Annotated in this window: 14 protein-coding genes and 5 pseudogenes; 15 read left to right on the forward strand and 4 right to left on the reverse strand. The window is 59.8% G+C overall.

Going from position 1 to position 20,900, the window contains the following annotated elements; genetic code table 11:
• Nucleotides 1-3 precede the first annotated feature (3 nt).
• From BQ8794_RS15180 to BQ8794_RS15230, 9 genes are all read left to right on the forward strand, one after another.
• Nucleotides 4-483 carry a NifX-associated nitrogen fixation protein gene (locus BQ8794_RS15180; protein WP_077378964.1) on the forward strand — a complete coding sequence of 160 codons (480 nt, stop codon included), beginning with the start codon at nt 4-6 and terminating at the stop codon, nt 481-483.
• A 108-nt stretch (nt 484-591) separates the two neighbouring features.
• Nucleotides 592-1,296 (forward strand): response regulator transcription factor, encoded by a 705-nt coding sequence (locus BQ8794_RS15185; protein ID WP_077378968.1) that lies wholly within the window; start codon nt 592-594, stop codon nt 1,294-1,296.
• A gap of 97 nt (nt 1,297-1,393) precedes the next feature.
• Nucleotides 1,394-2,281, forward strand: a complete 888-nt coding sequence (locus tag BQ8794_RS15190; protein ID WP_077378971.1) for a universal stress protein — start codon at nt 1,394-1,396, stop codon at nt 2,279-2,281.
• Nucleotides 2,282-3,213: 932 nt separating this feature from the next.
• The gene (locus tag BQ8794_RS36485) at nt 3,214-3,420 is read left to right on the forward strand and encodes a phasin family protein (RefSeq protein ID WP_077378977.1); all 207 of its coding nucleotides are present in this window, start codon (nt 3,214-3,216) and stop codon (nt 3,418-3,420) included.
• Nucleotides 3,421-3,754: 334 nt separating this feature from the next.
• Nucleotides 3,755-3,958, forward strand: coding sequence for a CCE_0567 family metalloprotein (locus BQ8794_RS15210; protein ID WP_077379111.1), 204 nt, complete (start codon nt 3,755-3,757; stop codon nt 3,956-3,958).
• A complete protein-coding gene (gene fdxB, locus BQ8794_RS15215; RefSeq protein WP_077378982.1) occupies nt 3,955-4,272 on the forward strand; it encodes a ferredoxin III, nif-specific in 318 nt (105 codons plus the stop codon). The genes BQ8794_RS15210 and fdxB overlap by 4 nt, the downstream gene beginning before the upstream one ends.
• A gap of 40 nt (nt 4,273-4,312) precedes the next feature.
• Entirely contained in the window at nt 4,313-4,636 is a 324-nt protein-coding gene (locus BQ8794_RS15220) for an exopolysaccharide production repressor protein (RefSeq protein WP_077378984.1), read from the forward strand.
• Nucleotides 4,637-4,961: 325 nt separating this feature from the next.
• A complete protein-coding gene (locus BQ8794_RS15225; RefSeq protein ID WP_077378986.1) occupies nt 4,962-5,975 on the forward strand; it encodes a 1-aminocyclopropane-1-carboxylate deaminase in 1,014 nt (337 codons plus the stop codon).
• A gap of 203 nt (nt 5,976-6,178) precedes the next feature.
• The gene (locus BQ8794_RS15230; protein ID WP_244554973.1) at nt 6,179-7,021 is read left to right on the forward strand and encodes a radical SAM/SPASM domain-containing protein; all 843 of its coding nucleotides are present in this window, start codon (nt 6,179-6,181) and stop codon (nt 7,019-7,021) included.
• Nucleotides 7,022-7,108: 87 nt separating this feature from the next.
• On the opposite strand, the pseudogene gmd reads toward BQ8794_RS15230, so the two are convergent.
• Nucleotides 7,109-7,967 (reverse strand): annotated as a pseudogene (gene gmd / locus BQ8794_RS15235) (GDP-mannose 4,6-dehydratase); the annotation flags it as partial.
• A gap of 585 nt (nt 7,968-8,552) precedes the next feature.
• On the opposite strand from gmd, the gene BQ8794_RS15240 reads away from it, so the two are divergent.
• Entirely contained in the window at nt 8,553-10,472 is a 1,920-nt protein-coding gene (locus BQ8794_RS15240) for a metallophosphoesterase (protein WP_143744575.1), read from the forward strand.
• Nucleotides 10,473-10,939: 467 nt separating this feature from the next.
• Here the strand turns inward: BQ8794_RS15240 and BQ8794_RS15250 are convergent.
• Together BQ8794_RS15250 and BQ8794_RS15260 are read right to left on the reverse strand one after the other, a co-directional pair.
• Nucleotides 10,940-11,824, reverse strand: a pseudogene (locus tag BQ8794_RS15250) (IS630 family transposase).
• Nucleotides 11,825-12,582: 758 nt separating this feature from the next.
• Entirely contained in the window at nt 12,583-13,542 is a 960-nt protein-coding gene (locus BQ8794_RS15260) for a sulfotransferase family protein (RefSeq protein WP_077378994.1), read from the reverse strand.
• A gap of 1,028 nt (nt 13,543-14,570) precedes the next feature.
• Here BQ8794_RS15260 and BQ8794_RS15270 point away from each other — a divergent pair.
• Nucleotides 14,571-15,048 (forward strand): annotated as a pseudogene (locus BQ8794_RS15270) (Mu transposase domain-containing protein); the annotation flags it as partial.
• On the opposite strand, the pseudogene istA reads toward BQ8794_RS15270, so the two are convergent.
• Nucleotides 15,041-16,041 (reverse strand): annotated as a pseudogene (gene istA / locus BQ8794_RS15275) (IS21 family transposase); the annotation flags it as partial. The pseudogenes BQ8794_RS15270 and istA sit on opposite strands and share 8 nt — an antisense overlap.
• A gap of 805 nt (nt 16,042-16,846) precedes the next feature.
• Here istA and BQ8794_RS15280 point away from each other — a divergent pair.
• The 4 genes and pseudogenes from BQ8794_RS15280 to BQ8794_RS36510 all read left to right on the forward strand — a co-directional run bounded on the left by BQ8794_RS15280 (nt 16,847) and on the right by BQ8794_RS36510 (nt 20,762).
• Nucleotides 16,847-18,103: a lysine N(6)-hydroxylase/L-ornithine N(5)-oxygenase family protein gene (locus BQ8794_RS15280; protein ID WP_244554992.1), complete on the forward strand. Its 1,257-nt coding sequence runs from the start codon at nt 16,847-16,849 to the stop codon at nt 18,101-18,103.
• Between the two features lie 741 nt (nt 18,104-18,844).
• Nucleotides 18,845-19,521: pseudogene (locus BQ8794_RS37385) on the forward strand (phytanoyl-CoA dioxygenase family protein).
• Between the two features lie 666 nt (nt 19,522-20,187).
• Nucleotides 20,188-20,409: a hypothetical protein gene (locus BQ8794_RS36505; protein ID WP_244554974.1), complete on the forward strand. Its 222-nt coding sequence runs from the start codon at nt 20,188-20,190 to the stop codon at nt 20,407-20,409.
• A complete protein-coding gene (locus BQ8794_RS36510; protein WP_244554975.1) occupies nt 20,406-20,762 on the forward strand; it encodes a hypothetical protein in 357 nt (118 codons plus the stop codon). The genes BQ8794_RS36505 and BQ8794_RS36510 overlap by 4 nt, the downstream gene beginning before the upstream one ends.
• The last annotated feature ends 138 nt before the right edge of the window (nt 20,763-20,900 follow it).

The following is a 20,900-nucleotide window of genomic DNA, read 5'->3' on the forward strand; positions in this document are numbered from 1 at the left end:
GAAATGTCCGACCCTGCCGTTAGCCCTGCTGTCGCCGAGGACGAGATGGCGCTTGCCAGCCCGTTTCTCAAATGCCTCGTGCGGCTAATCCGTGCTCAGGACTCCTACGGGGCTTGGGAAGGCAAAGCGGACACCGAGCTGCTGGCCGCCTTCATCATCACTAAGGAACAGCGCCGTGCAATCCCGATCATCGGCGATCCCGATCCGGACGTGCTGTGGAGGCTTGATATGTTTTACGCCGCCGTTGGGCTTGCGATCGAGGAGCGTTGCGGCCTGATGGCATCGCCGATGATGGAGCTGAGCCATGAAGGCTTTGGGCGCGTGCTTTTCACGGCGGGGCGGTTGGTCGCCCTCTCGAAGACGCTGCGCGACGTCCACCGGTTCGGCTTCGAGACGCTCCGCAAGCTCGCCGAGGCCGGCACCAAACTGGTCGGCGACGCAATCGCAGCCATCGAAACCTATCCCGAGGTAGCGCGCGCGTGATGGGAGCAGGTGTCGAGCGAAGGGGTCATGGCAAGTCTTGAGCAGCCGCGATGGCCAGCCTGCGCAGCCGACGCGGTCCGGGCCGATGGGGCTCTTGAGGTAGCGCCGATGAAGCCACTTGTCCTGATCTGTTCGCATGATACCGAGTTCTATCTGTTCCTGAGCCACATACTGGAGGTGGACGGCTTCGCCAGTGAGCCGGCAGGCGGCGCCAAGGAAGCGCTTGCATTGGCCGACGAACGGGAATTCAAGGCCGTGGTGCTGGACTGCGGGCCAGCGAGTATAACCGGGTCTGCAATCTGCGCCCGGCTCAAGCGCGAGCCCCGGACCGGCGGGCTGCCGATTATTGCCCTGATCGCGCCCGGCGCCGAGAACCAGCACCTCGATCTCCTGAAGGCTGGCATTGACGAGAGCTTTGTGCGGCCGATCGCCCCGGCCAAGCTGCTCGACTGTCTACGGGAGAGGCTGGCGCTGACGAAGCGGGGTGCGAATGGTCTTGAAAACGGCGGTTGGCTCTCTTGTGGCGGCCTCGAGATGAAGCTCGACGCCCACCGGGTTCGCGGCAATGGCCACGACATCCACCTCGGACCCATCGAGTTCAACGTGCTGCGGCTTATGATTGAAGCTCCCGGGAAGGTCTTCAGCCGGGACGAACTTATTGGCGCGGCCTGGCCGCCCAATATCCATGTCGGTGCACGCACCGTCGATGTCCATATCAGCCGGATCAGAAAAGCCCTGAAAACGGCTTCGCCCGGCAGCGTCATTCGCACCGTCAGGTCGGCCGGCTATTCGCTCGAGAAGCCGGACGACTGAATCAAGTGCTGGGTGTGGTGCCACTCCCCTCCCGCGCGCGGTGAGCCGGTCCTGCGGCCTGAAACGCCCTAAACGAATACTTAGGAGAAGCAGGCAAATGGCTTTTAAAAGCGTACTCTGTGTGACCGGCGCTGATAATTCCGATCAGGACGTCAGAACTGCCGCCGGCTTGTGTGCCGAAGTCGGCGCGCACCTTTCCGTACGGGTTATACTGCCTCCAATGCTCCTTATGTCCTATCCGTCGATCGGAGATGGTGTCCCCGAGTGGCCTGGAGGACGTGGACAGGCAATTGCCAGATTGAACGATCGGTTTCGGCAAATCGATCGATTTACACAGGACGTGGCAAGACTGGAAAAACGCTCCAAAGATATCCAGAAACTGCTGAGAGCTATGTCACTCGCCTATGACGTTGACACCGACTATTGCGATCCGGTCAGCCTCGGTGAAGTGGCACGACAGCGGGCGCGCTGCGCCGACCTCACGATCATCGGACCGGGCCTCCTCAACGACGAGAATCTCGGACCTCCTGTGGTGAACGGCTGCTTGTTCGATACGGGAAGGCCGGTGCTCGTTGTGCCGGAGGGCGCTGAGGCCACCCTATGGCCACGGCGCGTCCTGGTCGGTTGGGATTCGCGAGTCGAGGCGTCCCGTGCGGTTCGGGAAGCGCTGGGTCTCCTATGCGTTGCTGAGGAGGTTCGTGTCGCTCTGGTCGATCCGAAGGCGAACTACAACGGGAACGGCGCGGAGCCTGGAGCCGATATCGCTGCCTATCTGACTCGGCATGGTGCTCGGGTGTCGGTTGACCTACTGCCAAGTGCTGGCAAACCGGCGGCCACGGTCCTTGCGCAGCACGCAATCGACACGTCTGCCGAAATGATAGTCATGGGCGCTTATGGCAGCCGTCGGCTGCGTGAGCGGCTCTTTGGCGGCGTGACGAGATGGATATTCGAGAAGCCGACATTGCCGCTGTTTTTGGCGCGCTGACTCGTTCCGGAGTGTCCATATGGACCGATCGAGTCCAACCTGCTGCGGCAATCTGTTTGAGAACCCTGGAGCGGTTTTTCCGCCGAGTAGAGGATCGACGGGGCTTGGCTTTGGACAATATCCGTATCCGCGACGCACCGAGCTTCACCCGTTGCCGCAGTTGTCGCGACTTTTCTGCGGTCTGGCATCAGCACAAGCAACCAAATGAGTGGAAGTCTCGACCTTCAGTATGACCTCGGAAGGGCGCTGAGGACCGGCCTCCCTGCAGCGTGATCCAGATCATTAAGCATCCGCTACGCTCAGGAGGATTTGGGACGGCTGAATGCGCGCCGCCATTCACCATTCTCTCCTACCGAAAGCTTCGTGGGCATGACGCGTGACTGGCGCTCATGTTCAGATCGCTTCCGCTGCGATAGAGGTCAAAAGCATCCAAATGTGAAATGATGTGAAAAATTATCCTCGAACAATACAGTGATGAAACAATAATCCACAAATATAAGATATATAGTTACGTTTATCCGCTCTCTGACGTGCCATAGTGCGGAAAGCAATTCTCGTGATTGTGTTTTCCACACGCTACGAGCACGGTAGCGACGGGCCGGCGACCCAGCGGAAGTTCAGCGTTTCACTTAGTCGGTGAGAAAGGGGCCGTGGGGCCATAGAAAAAAGCATCGGCTGCCGTCAAAGCAATCATCGCCCAGAAGGGATACAAAAATGACCAGAATCGAAGACAAAGCCATCGACGACAAAGCCGATGAAAACGTCAACTTCCTGGCATTGGACCCTGCCAAAGCCATGGATTTTCTCCAGGTGGTCACCAAAGAGGCCGACGAGCAGGCGACAGCAGCGCGTGCCAAAATCGCGTCGGATGCTCAGTACGCCGGACGACGGATTAAATTGATTGTCGAAACACAAAAGCCAACCGCGACGAAATGTCGACGAAGACGGTTGCTGCATTGCGGGCCAACGCCGAGGCCGACGTCTCGCATCTCAAAGCGTTGGTCAGCGCCAAGTTGCCGTCGGAAGTTGTCGAGTTGCAGTCGAGTTTCCTCCGCAAGCGCCCCGAAATGTGGGTGGAGCAGGGCAGGGAGTTCCAGGTACTCATATCGAGAGCGCTATTTCCAGGCATTCATCGCTAAGCCCAAGCCTCCAAGTTGTTTGACGTCTTTAGAGCGCCGAACAGAGGTCGGGGCAGCCGGAGTCTGATTATCCGGAGACCAGGAGTGGGGTTCATCTTCTCTGCTGAGGACCGCTCCTGACATGGTATCGCCGATGATGGAGAGCAACCGAGGGCGGCGCAGGCCGCGCCCGGAGGTTGCGTTCTGTCTAAGCGCTTACGGCACCCGCCGGTTCGGCTTCGAGGCGTTCTGCACATTGGCCAAGGCCGACACGAAAATGGCCGGCGACCCGATCACTTCGCATCCAAGCGCCGAGCTGGCCCGGGCACGATGAAAGCGATTATTCGAGGGGATGATGTCGAACTTTGAGGATCTGCAGAACAAAGTCCGCAAGCTGCAGTCGCGCGCGGGGAATGCGAAGATGTCATTGCACGACCTTGCCGAGGATCTCCCAGTCAACTGGACCGAGATCAAGGCGGTCGCCGAAAAGACATTCGAGATTTTTGCCGAGTTGGATGCAGCCAAGACAGAGCTCGCTTCCTGGGAGCGTTCACGATGACGATCGCCTTCGTCACACGCGACGGCTCCAGATGGATGCCGGAATATCTGACTTCTATCGATGGCAAGACCTGCATTGGCTGCGGACGCTGCTTCAAGGTCTGCTCGCGCGAGGTCATGCATCTTCACGGCGTTGATGACGCGGGTGTAATCCTTGGTCCCTGCGACGACCAGGATGATGACTTCGATGGCGAGCTCAATCGCATGATCATGGTCGTTGATCATGCCGGCCGCTGCATAGGCTGCGGGGCCTGCGCCCGCGTCTGCCCAAAGAATTGCCAGACCCATGTCGCGGCCGACCAGATCGCGGCATGAGCAGCTTGATTTGACGAGACGAAAAACCAGGAGAACGCCATTGCGCTTCATAACCTTTTTCCGGCTCCAGGGCCTGGTCCTCTTCGGCAGCGCTGTGACTGTCTACATCGCTTCGCATTCGATCCGCGCAGTCGTCGTTGCAATGCTGGCCTGTTTGCTGCTGCTTCAAATGGTCTATTTCGCAAGCGTGCTCTTTCTGGTCCGGCGGTCCGGCGGCGCTGACAAAACTGGTCAAAGCGCTGGCGTTTCCGGCAGTTCCCAGAAATTTCGATGCCAGTCCCCAAATGATGATGAGGTTAGGGATGAATCTCCAGATGTGCTCCTACGCAACCCGATGCTCGGCATATCGCTGCTCATCCCGTGAGCCGCCGTGCCAAGATCAGAGGCCAGTTCATCTCGTTTGATCAACCATGAACGGTGAGGCGATTGTTTGAAGGGATACTTGGGACTGTCAGAGGCGACTGTATTCCGGCCGATCTAAGCCGGAGGATGCAGTGTTCGGCTCCATCGGTATTGGCGTCGATCGCCGTAACGCCCGGCACGCGGATTGCTTCATCTCGATCGAACGAGACCGCTGGCGATAATGATGAGGCTCACTGCACCGTCTCAGAACATCGCTGGCTTCAAACAAGAACGCCATCTCAGGCTGGAGCTGGTTCAGGCGCAATGGCCGCTTTCTGGAGAAAACATTGCTGACAAAGTTCGAACGCTATCCGCTCACCTTCGGGCCTACACCCATCGAGAAGCTCGAGCGCCTCGGCAAGCTTCTCGGAGACAAGGTGGAAATCTACGCCAAACGCGAGGACTGCAACTCCGGTCTCGCCTTCGGCGGAAACAAGCTGCGCAAGCTCGAATACATCGTTCCCGATGCGATCGCGCTAGATGCCGATACGCTCGTCACCGTCGGCGGCGTGCAGTCCAATCACACGCGGATGGTCGCTGCGGTCGCCGCCAAGATCGGCATGAATTGTCTGCTGGTCCAGGAGAGCTGGGTACCACATGAGGATGTCGTCTATGACCGGGTCGGCAACATTCTCTTGAGCCGCCTCATGGGAGCAGAGGTGAATATGGTCGACGAGTACTTTGACATTGGTATCAGCCGCAGCTGGGAAAAAGCAGTCTACGAGGTCAAGGCAAGGGGCGGCAGACCTTATCCGATACCAGCCGGCGCGTCAGTTCACCCGAATGGCGGCCTTGGCTATGTGGGGTTCGCAGAGGAAGTGCGCGCTCAGGAGAAACAGCTTGGGTTTGTCTTCGACTACATCGTCGCTTGCACGGTCACCGGTTCAACGCATGCCGGCATGCTCGTCGGGTTCGCCAAGGACGGTCGACAGCGCACGGTGGTAGGTATCGATGCATCTGCCACCCCCGCCCAGACCAGAGCGCAGGTGCTTGGCATTGCCCAACATACAGCGGCGCTCATCGAGCTCGAAACGGAAATCGTCGAGGATGACGTCGTGTTGCTCGAGGACTACGCGGGCCCCTGTTATGGCGTTCCGTCCGAGGAAACCAAGGAGGCCATTCGCCTGTGTGCGCGGCTTGAGGGGATGATTACGGATCCCGTTTACGAGGGCAAATCGATGCAAGGGATGATCGACCTCATCCAGAAAGGCTTCTTTCCGGAGGGATCGAGGGTGCTATTCGCCCATCTCGGCGGCGGGCCCGCGATCAACGGTTATGGCTACATGTTCCGCAATGGCTGATGGTCGACAGATGTGATGCGGTCTCTGGCCGATGCGCTCGAAGTTTGTGTAAATCGGCTCAGCAAAATCGGGAAGCCGGCAGCTTAGGCTGCCAAGGCGTAGATGGCCGCGTTCCCTCAGTGGGCCTAGCAGGCGGTGTCAAGAAAGCCAAAGCACACCATCGTGGCGCTTCGCAGGATTTAAGAAGGCAGGAGTCATTACCAGTGATTTTGGCGGAACTTCGCTCAGCAATCCCAGCCGGCAGGGTTTTGGAGATAACGACGACCATAGGATGCATCGTGGGGTGTTCATATTGTCCGCAGGACAAGTTCGCTGACCGGCAAAGAAAAGTATCTCATGCGAAGCATCTACGCCTTGAAGATTTCAAGCGATGTCTGGCGCGCGTACCAACTTCCGTCGACATTGGTTTTGCGGGGTACTCCGAGCCTTGGCTCAATCCGGACTGCACCGAAATGGTGGAGCATGCTTTCGCCAAGGGCCACGGCATCAGGATCTTTACGACGCTGGTGGGAATGAACAAGGAGGATCTGCAACGCTTGCGAGCCCTGCGCTTGGGCGTGTTCGTGGTCCACGTTTTCGATGATGGCACCTACATGAACAGCCGCCTAGTCGGAAACAAGTATCGCGATCTGGTTCGTCAGCTCGTCGACGCGGAGATCCCTTCGATCCAATTCGTGGTTTTGGGCGAGCCCCACCCAGATGTAGTCGACATTATTCCTGCCAAAGCTCTGGTTCAGGCGCGGCCCGTCAGCAGCAGGGGTGGAAGCGTCGACCCCCGGATCGTTGCACCACGCCAGCCAGTGGTCGGAGCGCTTACCTGCGTTGATGAACGACAGTATCGGAATGTCCTTCTTCCAAACGGCGACGTTACCCTCTGCTCCATGGATTTCGAACGACGTCACGTATTGGGCAACCTTCTATGTGATGGTTACTCCGATCTGTTTGGAAAGCCAGTGTTCTGCGAGATCGTCGATCGCATGAATGGAGCGGATGGTTTTCTGCTTTGCAGGATGTGTGAATTTGCCGATCCAAACGACCGGACCTGACTGATGCCGGCCGACCGCCCGAGAGGGCGGGTCTGCGGATGCGGATGGCCCAAGATGCACCTACTCGCGAAGTATCGTGTTTTCACGTCACGCTAGCATGATCCCGTAGGCGCGGCAGTCAGCCTCGACCATTTCTGAGACGAGCTCGTCGAAACTGGTCTTCGGCTTCCAACCGAGCTTGGTGGCTGCCTTGGAGGCATCGCCCATCAGCAGGTCAACCTCTGTCGGACGGAAATAGCGTTTGTCGATCCGGTTCAGCGCTTGATTGCTCATGCGTTCACGGCCCACCTCGTCAACGCCTTTGCCCTCCCAGACGATCTCCTTTCGACTCGCCTGAAGGCAGCCTCGACAAAAGCTGCGGAACGTATGTGTCTCGCGGGTTGCGAGCACGAAATCGTCAGGTTCATGATGCTGCAAGATGCGCCACATCCCCTCGACATAGTCGCGCGCCGAGCCCCAGTCGCGCTTTGCTTCCAAGTTTCCGAGATAGAAGCAATCCTGTTTTCCCGCCACGATCGCAGCCACCGCACGCGTGACCTTGCGCGTGATGAAAGTTTCGCCGCGCGTCGGCCCTTCGTGATTGAACAGTATGCCGTTGCTTGCATAGAGCCCGTATGCCTCGCGGTAGTTCACGGTGATCCAGTAGGCGTACAGCTTCGCCATCGCATAGGGGAGCGTGGATAAAACGGGGTGGTCTCGTGCTGCGGGACCCCTGGACCGAACCGAAAAGTTCGGACGTGGAGGCCTGGTAGAACCGCGTTTTGTTCTCAAGACGAAGAATGCGGATCGCTTCCAGCAGCCGCAGCGTGCCGAGCGCATCGGCATTGGCGGTGTATTTGGGGGTCTCAAAAGAGACCTGAACGTGGCTTTGCGCAGCCAGATTATAGATTTCGTCGGGCTGCGTTTCCTGCAGGAGACGGATCAGATTTGTCGCACCCGTCATATCTAGCGCCGGTGCGCCAAGGTCCAATGATCGCCGCCGCTCGTAGATCGACCAGGCGCAGAAGCAAGTAGAGCAGCTGCTGGCGTTTGCGGCGCAGGTCGTCGGCTCCGGATTCCCGAGCCCGGACCAGCTCGCGGACAGCCTCATGGACGACGTCCAGTACCCACACCCCGGTCAGTACGCCCGCCCGATGCAGCCGCGCCAGATAGACCGCGTCCCTTAGGTTCGTCTTGATGCGCTCGCCCGAGCGCGCTTCGGAATTAGGGGCGCAACCCCCGTGGGCCCTGTTGCACAAGCCGAAGTGTTCCATCCGGCCGCCTTGATGGGCTGCGTAGGACCAGACTCTGCGAGCGCTGCATCTCCTTGCATTTCGGAAAAAAACGCTCGTTTCCTGCGTTCGCCCAGGATGATTTGCATAGGGCTGACCACATGTGCTGCTATATTTGTGAACCGCGCGTCTGGCGCTCCGATGTTGAGAAGTCCCGAAACGTCACGGTGTAAACTCGCCGCGAGACATTGTCGCGCACGCGGCGTGATGAACTTTGAGACCGTTCTTTGTTCCTCAAGACCCAAGACAGAAGTCTGATCATGAAAACCATTTCACCCCTCGAGCGTCCTCTGCTTCGCTTTGTCGTGATCACTGACACTCATGTGAATGGGGAGGGGAGTTCTCCCTATCCCTATCCGAGCGGTGTGCTCGCAAATTCCCGTGCGGCAGCGGCTTTCGCAAAGATCCGTGCCCTGAAGCCGGACCTCGTGCTACATCTGGGCGACATGGTGCATCCTCTTCCAGGGCAGCTCAACTTCGCAAGCGCCGTGGCGAATTTCCGGCAGATCATTGGCGACCTGGAAGTCCCCATCCGGTGGATTCCGGGCAACCACGACATTGGTGACAAGCCAAGCTGTTGGCTCCCCGCTCCACCGGTCAGCAAGGAGACGCATACAATCTATACGGATGCGTTAGGCCCTGATCGGCATTGTTTCGAGCATAATGGCATCCGTTTCGTGATGGCGGATGCAACCCTCATCAACAGCGGTATGGATGCAGAGGAGGAGCAATGGAACTGGCTGGATACGAACATTCCCCGCAACCGACGAAGCTTCCTGTTCATGCATTATCCACCATATCTCACCGACACCGATGAGCCGGAGCATTACGACAATATCGCAAATCCCGGCCGCTCCCGCCTCCTCGCCATGCTGCGTGACCGCCCGGTGGAAGCGCTCTTCACAGGCCACGTCCACAACATCTTCATGAACAGGTTTGGAAATACGGATATCCATGTCCTGCCGGCAACCTCCTTTGTGCGTAACGACTACAGCCAGCTATTCCCTGTGCCGCCAATCGATGAGGAGAATGGGCGAAACCATGTAAGCCGCCTTGGCTTCATGCTCGTGGAGGTATTCGAGAAGGCACACACTGTTCACTGGGTCAATACCAATGGTGGAACGGATCCTGAGATCGCCGATCAGCAGATGACAGTATCCATGCTGCATCCACGTCGCCGCGCTGCTCCGGTCGGAGTTGACCTGCGACAGGAATGGGCCCGCCCGCTGCCGATTATACCCGACGGCTGTTGTGATGAACTGAGCCGTAAATACGTGCGCAATGACTATCTAGCGATGCGCCTGCATTCGCTCGGCCTTCGCCATCTTCGCGTTCCGATGCAGGATCTAATCGACGAGCGAGCGGCTGCGCGGATGTCCGATTTCGCCGCCTTCGGCCATACCTTCACCGTTTATGGTGTCGGCGTGCCGACAACAGAAATCGGCGACCGCCTGGCTGCTGTAGCGCCGATCCTGTCCGGTGTGGAAGTTATTCTTCCGCCCGAGGCATTCGCCGAGACGTCAGCCCCACTTGCCGCATTCTCTCGCGCGATCGGCGCGCCGGTCATGCTCTCTAAGCTGCATGCATCAGGTCGGCATGGCTTCCCCGCCGAAGAGGTAGACGAGGCATTCGCTGCGATCCCAGCGGGCATCGCAGGCCTCTGCTTCGCTATCGAGCCGACGGCACCGCTCTGGCTCCCGCTGGAAGCAATCGCCGCTGCGGCGCACAAGTACGGCAAGCGCGCGCTGGTGCATGTGCGGCTAGCTGGCGCCAGCTTTGCCAAGGATGCAGGCACGCCTGAAGAAAACGCAAGGCGGATTGCTGAGGCAACGCTTGCGGGTTGGGCCGATCGGGCAGTGCTGGACATCGTGATAGATACCTTCGTCGATTTCGATCGTGGCTACTTTCTGCGCAGCGGCTTGTTGGATCCGCTTTGCGACTTGCGCCCCGCCGGCGCCGTCCTCCAGCGCCTGGCAGAGCTGTTGGCGGATACACCTGACGGCGGAAGTGTCCGGGCCGAAGGATCGCTTCGCTACTTTAGCATTGCCGGCAAGCACTACGCGCTTGCGTTGAACAAATTGCCGACTATAAAAGGCTCGTCGACAGCAATCCGGCTCGACACGGGCACCATGATTGCGACACACGCCGAAGCCGCTGGCATGCCAATCCTCTTGTCTTGATGTCGGCCTGACGCCGGAGCCTTGATCAACCCAACTCTTCGGTTTCTAATGGGCCGCCACATCGCCCCCTGGCTATCGTCTGATCGCCTCCTCCGCCGCCAGGGCTGAGGTAAGGCATTCAGCGCGAATTCATCAGCTATGCGGCTTGCCCCTGGCCGCCGACGAGCTAGGGGCTAGGTCTGTATGATTGCTACCTTCAACCGCGGCATTGCCGAATGGGCTCTTCGGTAAAAACCGGCCCTTGCATTGGGTTCGGGGCTAGCGCTTAACGAATGGGACCTGCTTTATAACAATCCTCTGGCGAACCCACAGCAGGAACTGGGCCAGCGCGCCGCAATGCGGTTCACGCCCCCAGGGTCATGCCTCCAGAGCTGAGTGCCAGGGCTGTCCAAGGGCATCGCGCAGCCGGCCCAGGGTGCGGTGACCGCGGCCAGCGGAAAGCCGAGTGCTCTATGAGCGCGTCCGGTTTAATCCGGGTCATAGCCTGCGGGTTGAAGTAGTTCTGGCATTCGGCTGGGGTGAAGAGGTCGACGAGCGATCCAACGGCGTTCCACAGGGCTGTGATTGTCCTCTCGGCTTTGGCGCGCATAAGAGCCTTGAGTTTTGAGAAGGCGTTTTCGACCGGATTAAAAACGGGACTGTAGCGCGGCAGGAACATGAGTCTCGCGCCCGCCTGCTCGATCGCACTTCGAACGCCGGCCGCCTGTGGCCTGCTCGACATAGGCGAGGAACACATTGCCGTTCATGGCGCCGTCGTAGACGAAGGGGCAGTCATGCCCGTCAGCCGCAGCTTGCCGGTGAAGGTGGCGGTCTTCCAGTGGCCGTGCGGCACGCCGGCCCGGCACGCTCACCGCGTGGCGCACGGCCCCGCAGTCGGGCCATCTTGGTCGACAGTCCGGTTTCATCGATGAACACGAGCTTGGCCGGATCGAGATCGGGCTGTCTGTCGAACCAGGCGCGGCGGCGCCTCAAAATGTCGGACGGTCCCGCTCCAGTGCGTGTGCGGACTTTTTTGAACGTCCAGCCGTGCCCCCGCAGCCAGTCGCTCAGGGCGCTGCGACTGATCCGCATCGACCGCTCGGCCTCCAACCGCTCCACCATCTCGCTCAGCGTGATGTCCTGGCCCGCATCGATCAGCTCGATGATCTAGGCTTCATGCGCATCGACACTTGGAAGCGCGTGGGCGGCCTTGCCGACGCTCCGTCTGCTCGCCGATCTTCGCCCGTGCGATCCAACGGATTGCGCTCGATATCCCGACCCCGAACCGCGCCGCGGCTTGCCGCGCCGACGTGCCCTCAGCCGAAGCCTTCAAATCCCACGACCGAAGATCGTCGCTTTAGTGCTCTTGCCATCATCCACCTCATCAAAGTGGATGTGGACTCACCAGCGAAGGCCGTTGTCACATCACATTGATTCATCGATCGCAAGACGCGCTCTAGATCGTTCGTCAGGTGCATGCAGCAGAACGAGCGATGTAGCAGAAGACGAATGTGCCGCTGGTGGCCGCCCGCAGAATGGGATCGCCAGCACCATAGTTATGTCATCCCTAGGCCACCTGGCAGAGTTGCTGGGTCGATCCCGTCGCAGAGCTCGGCCGCAGACATCAGCACCGGCGGCAGCAACGCCGCGGCAATAACGAACGAGGCCGAGTCGGCCAGGATCGCGGTTGGGTGCAGAGAACCTGCTGGCCAGCCATTCAGTTTAGGATTGACCGACCGCCACTACGCTGGTGAGCCGAACCCGGCCCACCAGCGTGGGCACATACGCCGGATAGGGCCAAGTCCGCGATAATGCTGCCATTCCGACCATTATGTTTGCCATATATAGGTGGGATCCGAGTTGGCTCAGGCCGTTGAGCAGCGGAATGGCCGCGAGAGTCGCCAGCATCATCAATTGGCCGTTAGCAGGATGAGCAAGTCCAACGAAGAGGCGAAATCAGGTACGGAGCCCACAGGGCAGAAGCACCCCGTTATGCGCTGACCCCGTCCTAAAAGGGTGATCGCAGTCAGCGGCGGCGCCCGAACACCTCGGAGCCCAAGGGTTCACCCGGTGTGCCCGACGAGCCGCGCCACGTATCCGCGCGGCAGTCGGTGGGCGGGCCGGAAACCTGCTACCGCTCAGGCTTCGACGCCGAGGTCTGGACCGATGAATAGCCCAAACGGGCCAGTTCACTGCCAGCAATCTGCTCGAATTCCAGAATCTGCGCCCGCGTCAGATCCTCAACGTAGCGAGCCAACCGGCCGCCGTGTAGCGGTTTACCGGCAGACCCAGCCGAGGGATGGCCATAAGGGTGTTTCAACAGTGTGTGCTCGTGTTCGGCGTGTCGCAGTACGCCTTCCTCCCAGGGCAGGCCAAGATGACCTAGGATTCGAACCAGGGTGGCCTTGGGTTGACTGACCAGATCCTCGTAACGCACCTCAAGGTAGCGGTCCGGCGGCGCGGCCCGATGCGAACAGGACACCACTTCAAGCCAGCCTCGTGCAGCTTCGGTGATGGTCCGGTATCCCCAATCCGGCACAGTGTTGAGGTGCGAGGCGGCCAGGTCCCGCCCGTCCCGCACGATGTGCAGGAAATGAGCCCGCGGCCACAGCCGAGCGTAGGTGTCCACATGTATGATCTCGCGCTGCAATTTCATTCCCCACCGCCGGGCTCCGGTGCTGACCCTGCGGAACTCGCCGATCTCGTTGATCAGCCGGCATCGGTCGGCGAACGTCCTGATATCGTTGCTAGCCTCGCCCATCACCTTGGTGATCAGCTCGCGCAGGTCGTCGAGCTCCAAGCCAAACCTCAGGCACTGCACCACGAAATGAACCCCGTCGTACCAGGACGGATCGAAAAATGATCGCGTGGCGCTTTCGGTCATCCCGGTGATGCAATGGAGGCGGGCTGCGACAAGGTCGGCCGCCGCCAAGATGTGTGGCCCTAGGTTCTGCGGTTCCAGGAAAGTCATCTCCGGCCCGACTACCAAGTCTGGATGAGAATCGAGCACCACGCTCAGCAAGGTTGTACCAGACCGGTTCTCGCCGCCCAGCAGAACCGGCGACGTTGTAAACGGGTGGGCGTCGGGCATGGCAAAATCTCCTGTCGAGAGTTGGTGCCGTAACCAGACCGAGTTCGGGGTTGTCACGAAGTGATCACCTGCGAACTGGATGGCGGCGAGCGTCCGGTCCCGGTGCCGCCGTGCTCTGCACTTGAGCCACTGCCGCCGGCAGAGCCTCCCCAGCAGGGTTCCATGGCGGCACGCTCGTCGGCGCCGGCCAGGGCCGCGGGCAGCATCACCGTCCCGCCAATACTGGACAAAGACGTCTGGACCGTATTTCCTGAAATGCGTAACCAAAATTGGCGAACATAACGTCGAACATGATCGGCCAGGCGTGCCGGCAAAGGAGCCATTGATGAGCTATTCGCCGACGTAGCGCATCCGGGCCAGCGCGGTCCTATCCTACAGCCGCAGACCGTGCTCTGCGCGACCGCGATTTGGGGTGATACGTTTTCCCCCCATAAAGGTCTTGCCGCAGGCGCATTTGAGCGTTGGGATTGCTGAAGACAGAGCCCGAGGATTCGAGCCCGTGACGAAGTCGACGTTGATACTGGCGACATGAGGCTGGGAGCCCCCAACATCTTGACCAGGTCTGTCTCGATGACCGCATCGCCCTCGCGCGAGACACTTTCTAGGCCGACCCGGTATTGGAAGCTGGCGTAGCGACCCGCCTGCGACCGTGATTGGAGAGCGTTTCGCCGGTACGTGAGAGCCTGGTTTTCCCCGGCGGCGGCTTTTTCGGTGAGTCTGATCACGGTGCTTCTCGCTAGAGTGGTTCGGACACTCCCATGCATGTATCGTGCCCGATGGCTTAGCAGGTAGAACAGCTGTCCAGGTTCCCAAGTAGACGGCAGTCGCGGCGTGGAGGCTGGTGCCCCGCATCTTCTTGTCCATGAGCTGGTCCGCCGACAACATAATCTCCGTGTGGTCGGCACCAAGGACCTTTGCGACTTCCCGCACGTACGGCCCGTCGCGTGTCGTGCACGCCGACCAGTGTAGCCGACGAAGTCAGGGCCGAGAACCGTTATCTCCGTTCGCTGCTGTTTCGTCCGCTCGAGCGGTACGGTCATTGCCGCGTCGCGCCCGACTATCACGTCGAAGTCGACGGGCGTTGGTATTCCACGCCCTACCCCCTCATCAGCGAGCTCGTCGATCTGCGTATCGCCGATAAGACCGTCGAGATATTCCACAAGGGGCAGCGGATCGCCAGCCAGGCGCGGCCATACGACCGTTGCGATCACATGCCGAGCGCGCATCGCCGCTACGGCAAGTGGACGCCAGGAGGATTGATCGGAGCCGGCGAGAAGATCGGTCCCGCCACCGCCGCCTTCCTCCAGGCCAACATCGCTGACCGGCCGAATCCCGAACAGGGCTTTGGCACCTGTCTCGGCATCCTGGCGCTGACCAAGAGCTACGGTAACATGCGCGTCGATGCAGCCTGCCGACGCGGCATCCTTTATCATCAAGGCACGCTCCGTCGCCTCGATCCGTTTGATCCTTAAGAACGGCCTTGATCGAGCTTTCCTCGACGAGACGGCTTCCAGCGCGCAAAGAAGTATGGTGATCCGGCAGTTCTCCAGCTTGGGAGCGTCGATCTCGGCGAAGAGTTCGGCGCGGCTGGAGCCGAAGCCGCGCATCTGGCGGGCGGTTGAGTTCGGCGACGAGCAGGCGGATGGCGGCGTTCAGCTCCGCCAGGGAAAAGAAGCGCTGGTTGCGCAGCCGCGCCAGGACCAGCGCTGCGCAATTTGCACGGCGACCTCGACTTTTGCCTTATCGTTCGGGCGTCTCGGCCTGGCTGCGAGAGTTGCGGTGCCGTAATGGCTCGCCATCTCCGCATAGGTCCGGTGGAGTTCGGGGTCGTAGCGGTCGGGGTTGGTGACGCCGGCCCTGAGATGGTCGCAACCGAGAACTTCGGCACGCCATCTAGAAGCCGGAACAGGTTGATTGAAGGCCGATCCAGTCGGGCAGGCACTCGCTCGGGCACGCCTCAATAGCTATAGTTCGACGCGCCCATCGCTGCGACGAACAGCTTCATGGGACGCGCTCGCCGGTGATGGGGTCGAAGATGTCGATGGTGTCGCCAGCGAAATCGACAAACACCTTCTCGCCGCCCAAGTGCGTCTGGCGCATCGTCGGCGAGCGCGCTCTTTCCAGCCTCGAAGGTCGTACAAAACCAGGTGTAGCCAAAGCCGTCGGGATTGGCGGCGCCACACTCTTCCCATAGCGGCACCCGTGTTACCCGGCGGCGGCGCAACTCCTTCTCCACATAGCTCCAATCGGGCACCGGCCGCCGGTGGCTTTGCGATGCCGCCTTCGGCGCTGGGAACAGCAGCAGATCGAGGCCTTCGTCATCCATCCCCTCGGGCAGCGGCCAGCTCAGCCCGGCGAACAGGCGCGCTGCAGATGACCATGCACGACGCCATTGCTCCCCCCGAGCGTGTGCGCGATGGCGCGATCGGTCAGGCCTGGACATGCCTTTAGACGTAAAACTTCTCTGATCCGGCGCATCGACAATCTCTGGATTGGCATCAGGCTTCCCTGTTTCGAACGAGGCATCCTGTAGACTGGCTGAGTTGTCGGCCAAAGCGTCCAGCACCTCCGAAAAGGTGCTCACGATCGCCTGGAATCGCTGCTCACGATCGACTGAAATCGTTGCTCATGATCCGTGAAATCCGTGCTCACGATGTGAAATCCGTGCTCACGATCGACTGTAATACGCGCCTGCAACGCTATGAAGCAGAAAAGTACGACTACGTGCAAATCGGGCGCCGGTGCAGACTTTCGACCTCAATGTCGGATACCCGACAGGATCCCAACCAGTTGCCCGCTGCTTTGCTGATGTTTTCCTCATGGCACGTCCGATGCAGGGGACCTCCCGAACGCATCAGCAAAATGTCTTCCTATGATCAAACCCACCGAAAATGCTGTCGCCGCATTCATGACCGCGCCCTCGCAGGTGGCCAAACCGGTCGAAGGGCGGCTCATCACGAACGAGCCGGGCAACTGCCCCCACTTGCAATGAGGGAAAGGCTGCGAAAGCATCTCGCTGACCACGCCGGAGTCATCGAGGGGGGCGGGTTCTCGATGCCAGCCACGCGCCACATGTCTCCGGGATGAGTGCCGATCTCACCACGGAGCGGGATCCGCGGGCATCACACCCGACACCATGAATGCGCGGACTCACAAATCGGGCGGTGCCGACGATCCCTGCGGGGCGGGTAAGCCCAACGGCCATGGCCGACATTCGCCGCGCACAGCGTCCGACTGGGAAACGTCATTGGGAGCAAGACCGCTGGAGCTCTCTTGCATTGGCATCGGTGCCGGCCCGTCCAACTTGAGCCTTGCGTGTCAGATACACGAGCAAATCGGGCGCGGGGCTGTGTTCTTGGATCGGCAAGTCGACTTCCGCTGGCATCCGGGCAGCGCATTCGAGTCCTCAGAACTCCAGGTCAGCCACTTCAAGGATCTGGTCACGCTGGTGGACCCGCGATCAGCCTACACTTTCATAAACTATCTGCACGAGAACGGGCGTCTGTACCACTTCCTGAATGCACAGTTCGCTTCTGTGCTCAGGGCTGAGTTCGAACAATACCTGAACTGGGCGTTCCGCAGGAACCCACTTGTCCGCGGCGGCGAAACCGTCCGCGAAATACGCTATGACAGCGAGTTTCGGGTGCGGACGGACCATGCAGTTCTCAGTGCGAGAGACTTGGTGGTCGGCATCGGCAAGCAAGGGCGGATTCCGTCTCAATTTCAGGGCTGGATCGGACGCAACCTGTTCCATTCATCCGATTTACTGCACATCCATCCCGAGGTGCGGCAAAAACATGTTTGCGTCGTTGGTGGAGGCCAGTCGGGAGCCGAGGTCCTGTTGCACCTTCTCGGTGGAGAACGGCGGCCTGCTTCGATCACCTGGGTCTCGCAGCGCGAAAACTACCTGCCCATCGACAACAGCCCGTTCACAAACGAGTTGTTCATGCCCTGCTTTTCGGATCGTTTTGCGGCAATGAGCGAGTCGAAGCGCAAGCTGTTCCTGCGGCGTTTCGTGCTTGACCAGGACGGCATTTCGGAAAGAACTTTGCGCGCTGTCTATCAGGCATTGTATCGCCACGAATTTCTCGAGCCAGACCTATGTGACATCGCATTGCGGCCGGGTTGCAACGTTTCGCGCTGCATCAACGCCGGCGCGGGCCACAGGCTGACCCTGCAGCGAGGCATGGGCGATGTCGAAGAAGTCACGGCCGATATCGTCATTTTGGCCACCGGTTACGAGAACGCTGTGCCAGGCTTCTTGGAACCGATGGCGGACCGGCTGGAACAGATCGACAATGAATTGGTCATCGACGAGGAGTTTTCGGTGTGCTGGGACGGACCACGCGACAGACGCATCTTCGTACAGAACGCGAATCCCGGCCAGCGCGGACTGGCCGGTCCGAATCTCAGCCTGCTGGCGTGGCGTGCGCGCCGCATTCTCGACAGCCTTCTGCGGCGCGCGCCATGTGCGAACCCCGAGCGTCCTGGATTCATCAGCCGTACCGCCCTCGACAGCTGGTGCGACACCCCAGGCGAAGAAATGGGCAGTGGGATATGAGTCATCGATTGTTGTTCATTGCGGGTGGCATGCAAGGAATGATGCTGCCGCCGCGGCGGCGAAGGCCGGAGTCCGCTCCGAAATGATCGTAACGGAAGCAGCCCTTGAATCCCTCCGCCCATCGTATGATTCTGGGAGATTGCATTTCCCCTCCAATCGTCAATTCCGTACCAGGTCGCTCACGCACAAAGTGCTGTGGTTTTGGCGGCCAGGGCTAGATCGGCGGTCAGCTCATGGTACCGCCTATTGGCGATGCGTGTCGTCGCGCGGCCGGGTGAAGCGATGGCCAGGCTCGGTTTGCGGAACCCTCAGACGCGGCTCAGCCTGACATGGGCAGTCTTGCGCCGAGTTCTTTCGACAGTACCTGTTTCGAAACAGCCGTGCAGCTCTTTTCCCTGATGCTCCCGCTAATCGGCCGACTCGAACGGGAACTTGTCGCATGTTTCCCGGCGCACGGAATGCGGTGCGTGTGGCCGCGCCAAAGGATTGCCTGCAGCCCCGCCGCCTATTGCATGCTCGGCCGGGAATACTATGCAGATCCTGCCGGAGCGCAGAGCTTCATGAGGCCAAGTGATTTCTCCGTTGAGGAGGGACAGCCTTGCACAGCAGCAGCCCAACGTACCGCCCAATAGCGTCAACCCCCGGCATGTCATGGAGGGCCCTCCGCAACACTTCTGACCGGCGGCGAGTGCCGTAACTGGAATGGTCGACCCAACCAGTCTTTCCACAGGAGGCTTTCGCATGTTGACTGAAGCACAAAAAGACAAGTGGCACAAAGACGGATACGTCACCCTCAAAAGGTTCTTCGATCCCGCGGCTGTGGAGCGTACCTCCAGTTTTGTTGACGATGTCTCAGGCTGGGACGTCAGCGATGATAAATGGATGCTGTGGCTCGAGAAGACGACCGAGAGTCGAAAGATAACCTCAAAAGCCAAGAATTTTCTCGACTTCCATGATCCATTGCGGAATTTGCTCCTAGAAGATCAGCGCATAACGTCCTCCGTTGAGGAGCTGCTTGACGGAGAGTCTCGCAGGCTCAAGGAGTTGCTGATTTACATTATCCCGACAGCGGGGGCTATCGCCCGCATCAGGATATTACACAAACTGCCCGACCGGATGGTTCATTCGATCGTTGCCCCATAGGCATTGACGACTCTGACCCGGACAATGGCGGGCTTTTCTTCAGCCCCGGCAACCACAAGAAGGGGGTATTTCCCATGGATGCCGGCGGGGTGATCGACCCGGAAGTTGCCGAAACGCTCTCCTGGGAGCCCGTATCATGGAAGGCTCGCGACATCTTCATATTCGACGATTACGCACCGCATTACTCCCGACCGAACAAAAGCAATCGTTCGCGGCGGACACTCTACCTGGTGTTCCAACGTGCCTCAACCGGTGGACCGACCCGCGCTGAATAAAACGTGCTCAAGCGCGCCTTAACCCGCCAGAGGGCAAAGTGGCCGATCCCGACCAACTTAAGCCCCCAAACGGTATTTTCTATCGCGATTGAGTTCACGGAGAGCGGGCGAGGCATGCACAGGAAAGGGATCGACCGCTCAAAAAAAGCGCGAAGAGCATGGTGTTCTGATTTGTGGAGTACTGAATCTTCGCCCCCAGCCCGTTACGACGCTTCCGCACGTCGATCGTGGAGGTGGTCGCCGGGCGGTCTCCTGTGACGTCTACATCTACTGGCGCCCGTTGTCGCCCGCCTTGGGGACCCTGAGCCGAGTTGTTATGGCGGAGGGCACCAACGGGTCAGGCTACCACCTGTCTCCGCAGCTTGCAGCAGAGGCTGTTGCGTTGGCGGCCGAACATCCCGCTGCTTCAACAGCTGAGGTTCGTCATGCGCAAATCCACGTTTTCTCAAACGGAGCTGTCGCGGGCGTTCGGTATCGACATGGCCACGCTTGGAACGGGAAGCGTCGGCATGGGGTTTCATTCGGCAAGGTGGCACCGGGCGTCACATCCGAGCCCCATCGCATGACGAAATCGAGGCCTTCGTGATCCTATCCGGCGCGGGAATGGTCAGGACCGACCCTGGGGAAATTCGGTCAAAGCCGGCGATGTCCTTCTGGTGGAGCCTTTTGAAGCGCGTGCTGCACAACGATCGGGACGAAGATCTAGACTTCGTCGATGTCTATTGGCGCGACAGCAAGGCCGCCCTCGATGTAGCTGCACAGGCCGCGTTTCCGCGCGGGCCGATCTTCTTTTTCTCCACGCCGCCGACGCCTTATGGCGATCTGCATCTGGGGCATCTTCTGGCCCGTATCTTGGCGCCGACATCTATACGCGTTTCCTGCGCATGAAAGGGGTCGAAGCCTACCACTTGACTGGAAGCGACGATTACCAGAGCTACGTCGCGGCGCATGCCGATGCCGATCAATCGACGCCCGCAAAGGTGGCGCGCCACTACGCGGACAAGATTCGCACCACGCTTGCTCTTCTTGACTGCGAGGTCCACAGCTTCCTGCCCAGGATGAGGGATGACGCTTATGGCGAGTTTCAAGCCGCGTGTTCCCGTAGTCTTCTGAGCAGTACGGCGGTAGATTTGCGCCAGAACCCTGCGCTCTTCGATGCAGTGCAGGCGATCGCCTGTACGAACCGGATGTTAGCAACCTCTGCCCCCATTGCGGCGGCTCCGCTGGGGCAACATCTATGAGGAATGCGGCGCGTCAAACCTATGCCACGACTTGGGTGCAGCCCGGTCTCGTCAGTCGGCCGCGGCGCCGGTGGTCGGCACCGTGCTCCGTGCCGAATTTGCGCTGCAACGATGTTACGACCGTATCGACCGGCATCT

Origin of the sequence: Mesorhizobium prunaredense (assembly GCF_900156895.1) — a bacterium.
Taxonomy (GTDB): domain Bacteria; phylum Pseudomonadota; class Alphaproteobacteria; order Rhizobiales; family Rhizobiaceae; genus Mesorhizobium; species Mesorhizobium prunaredense.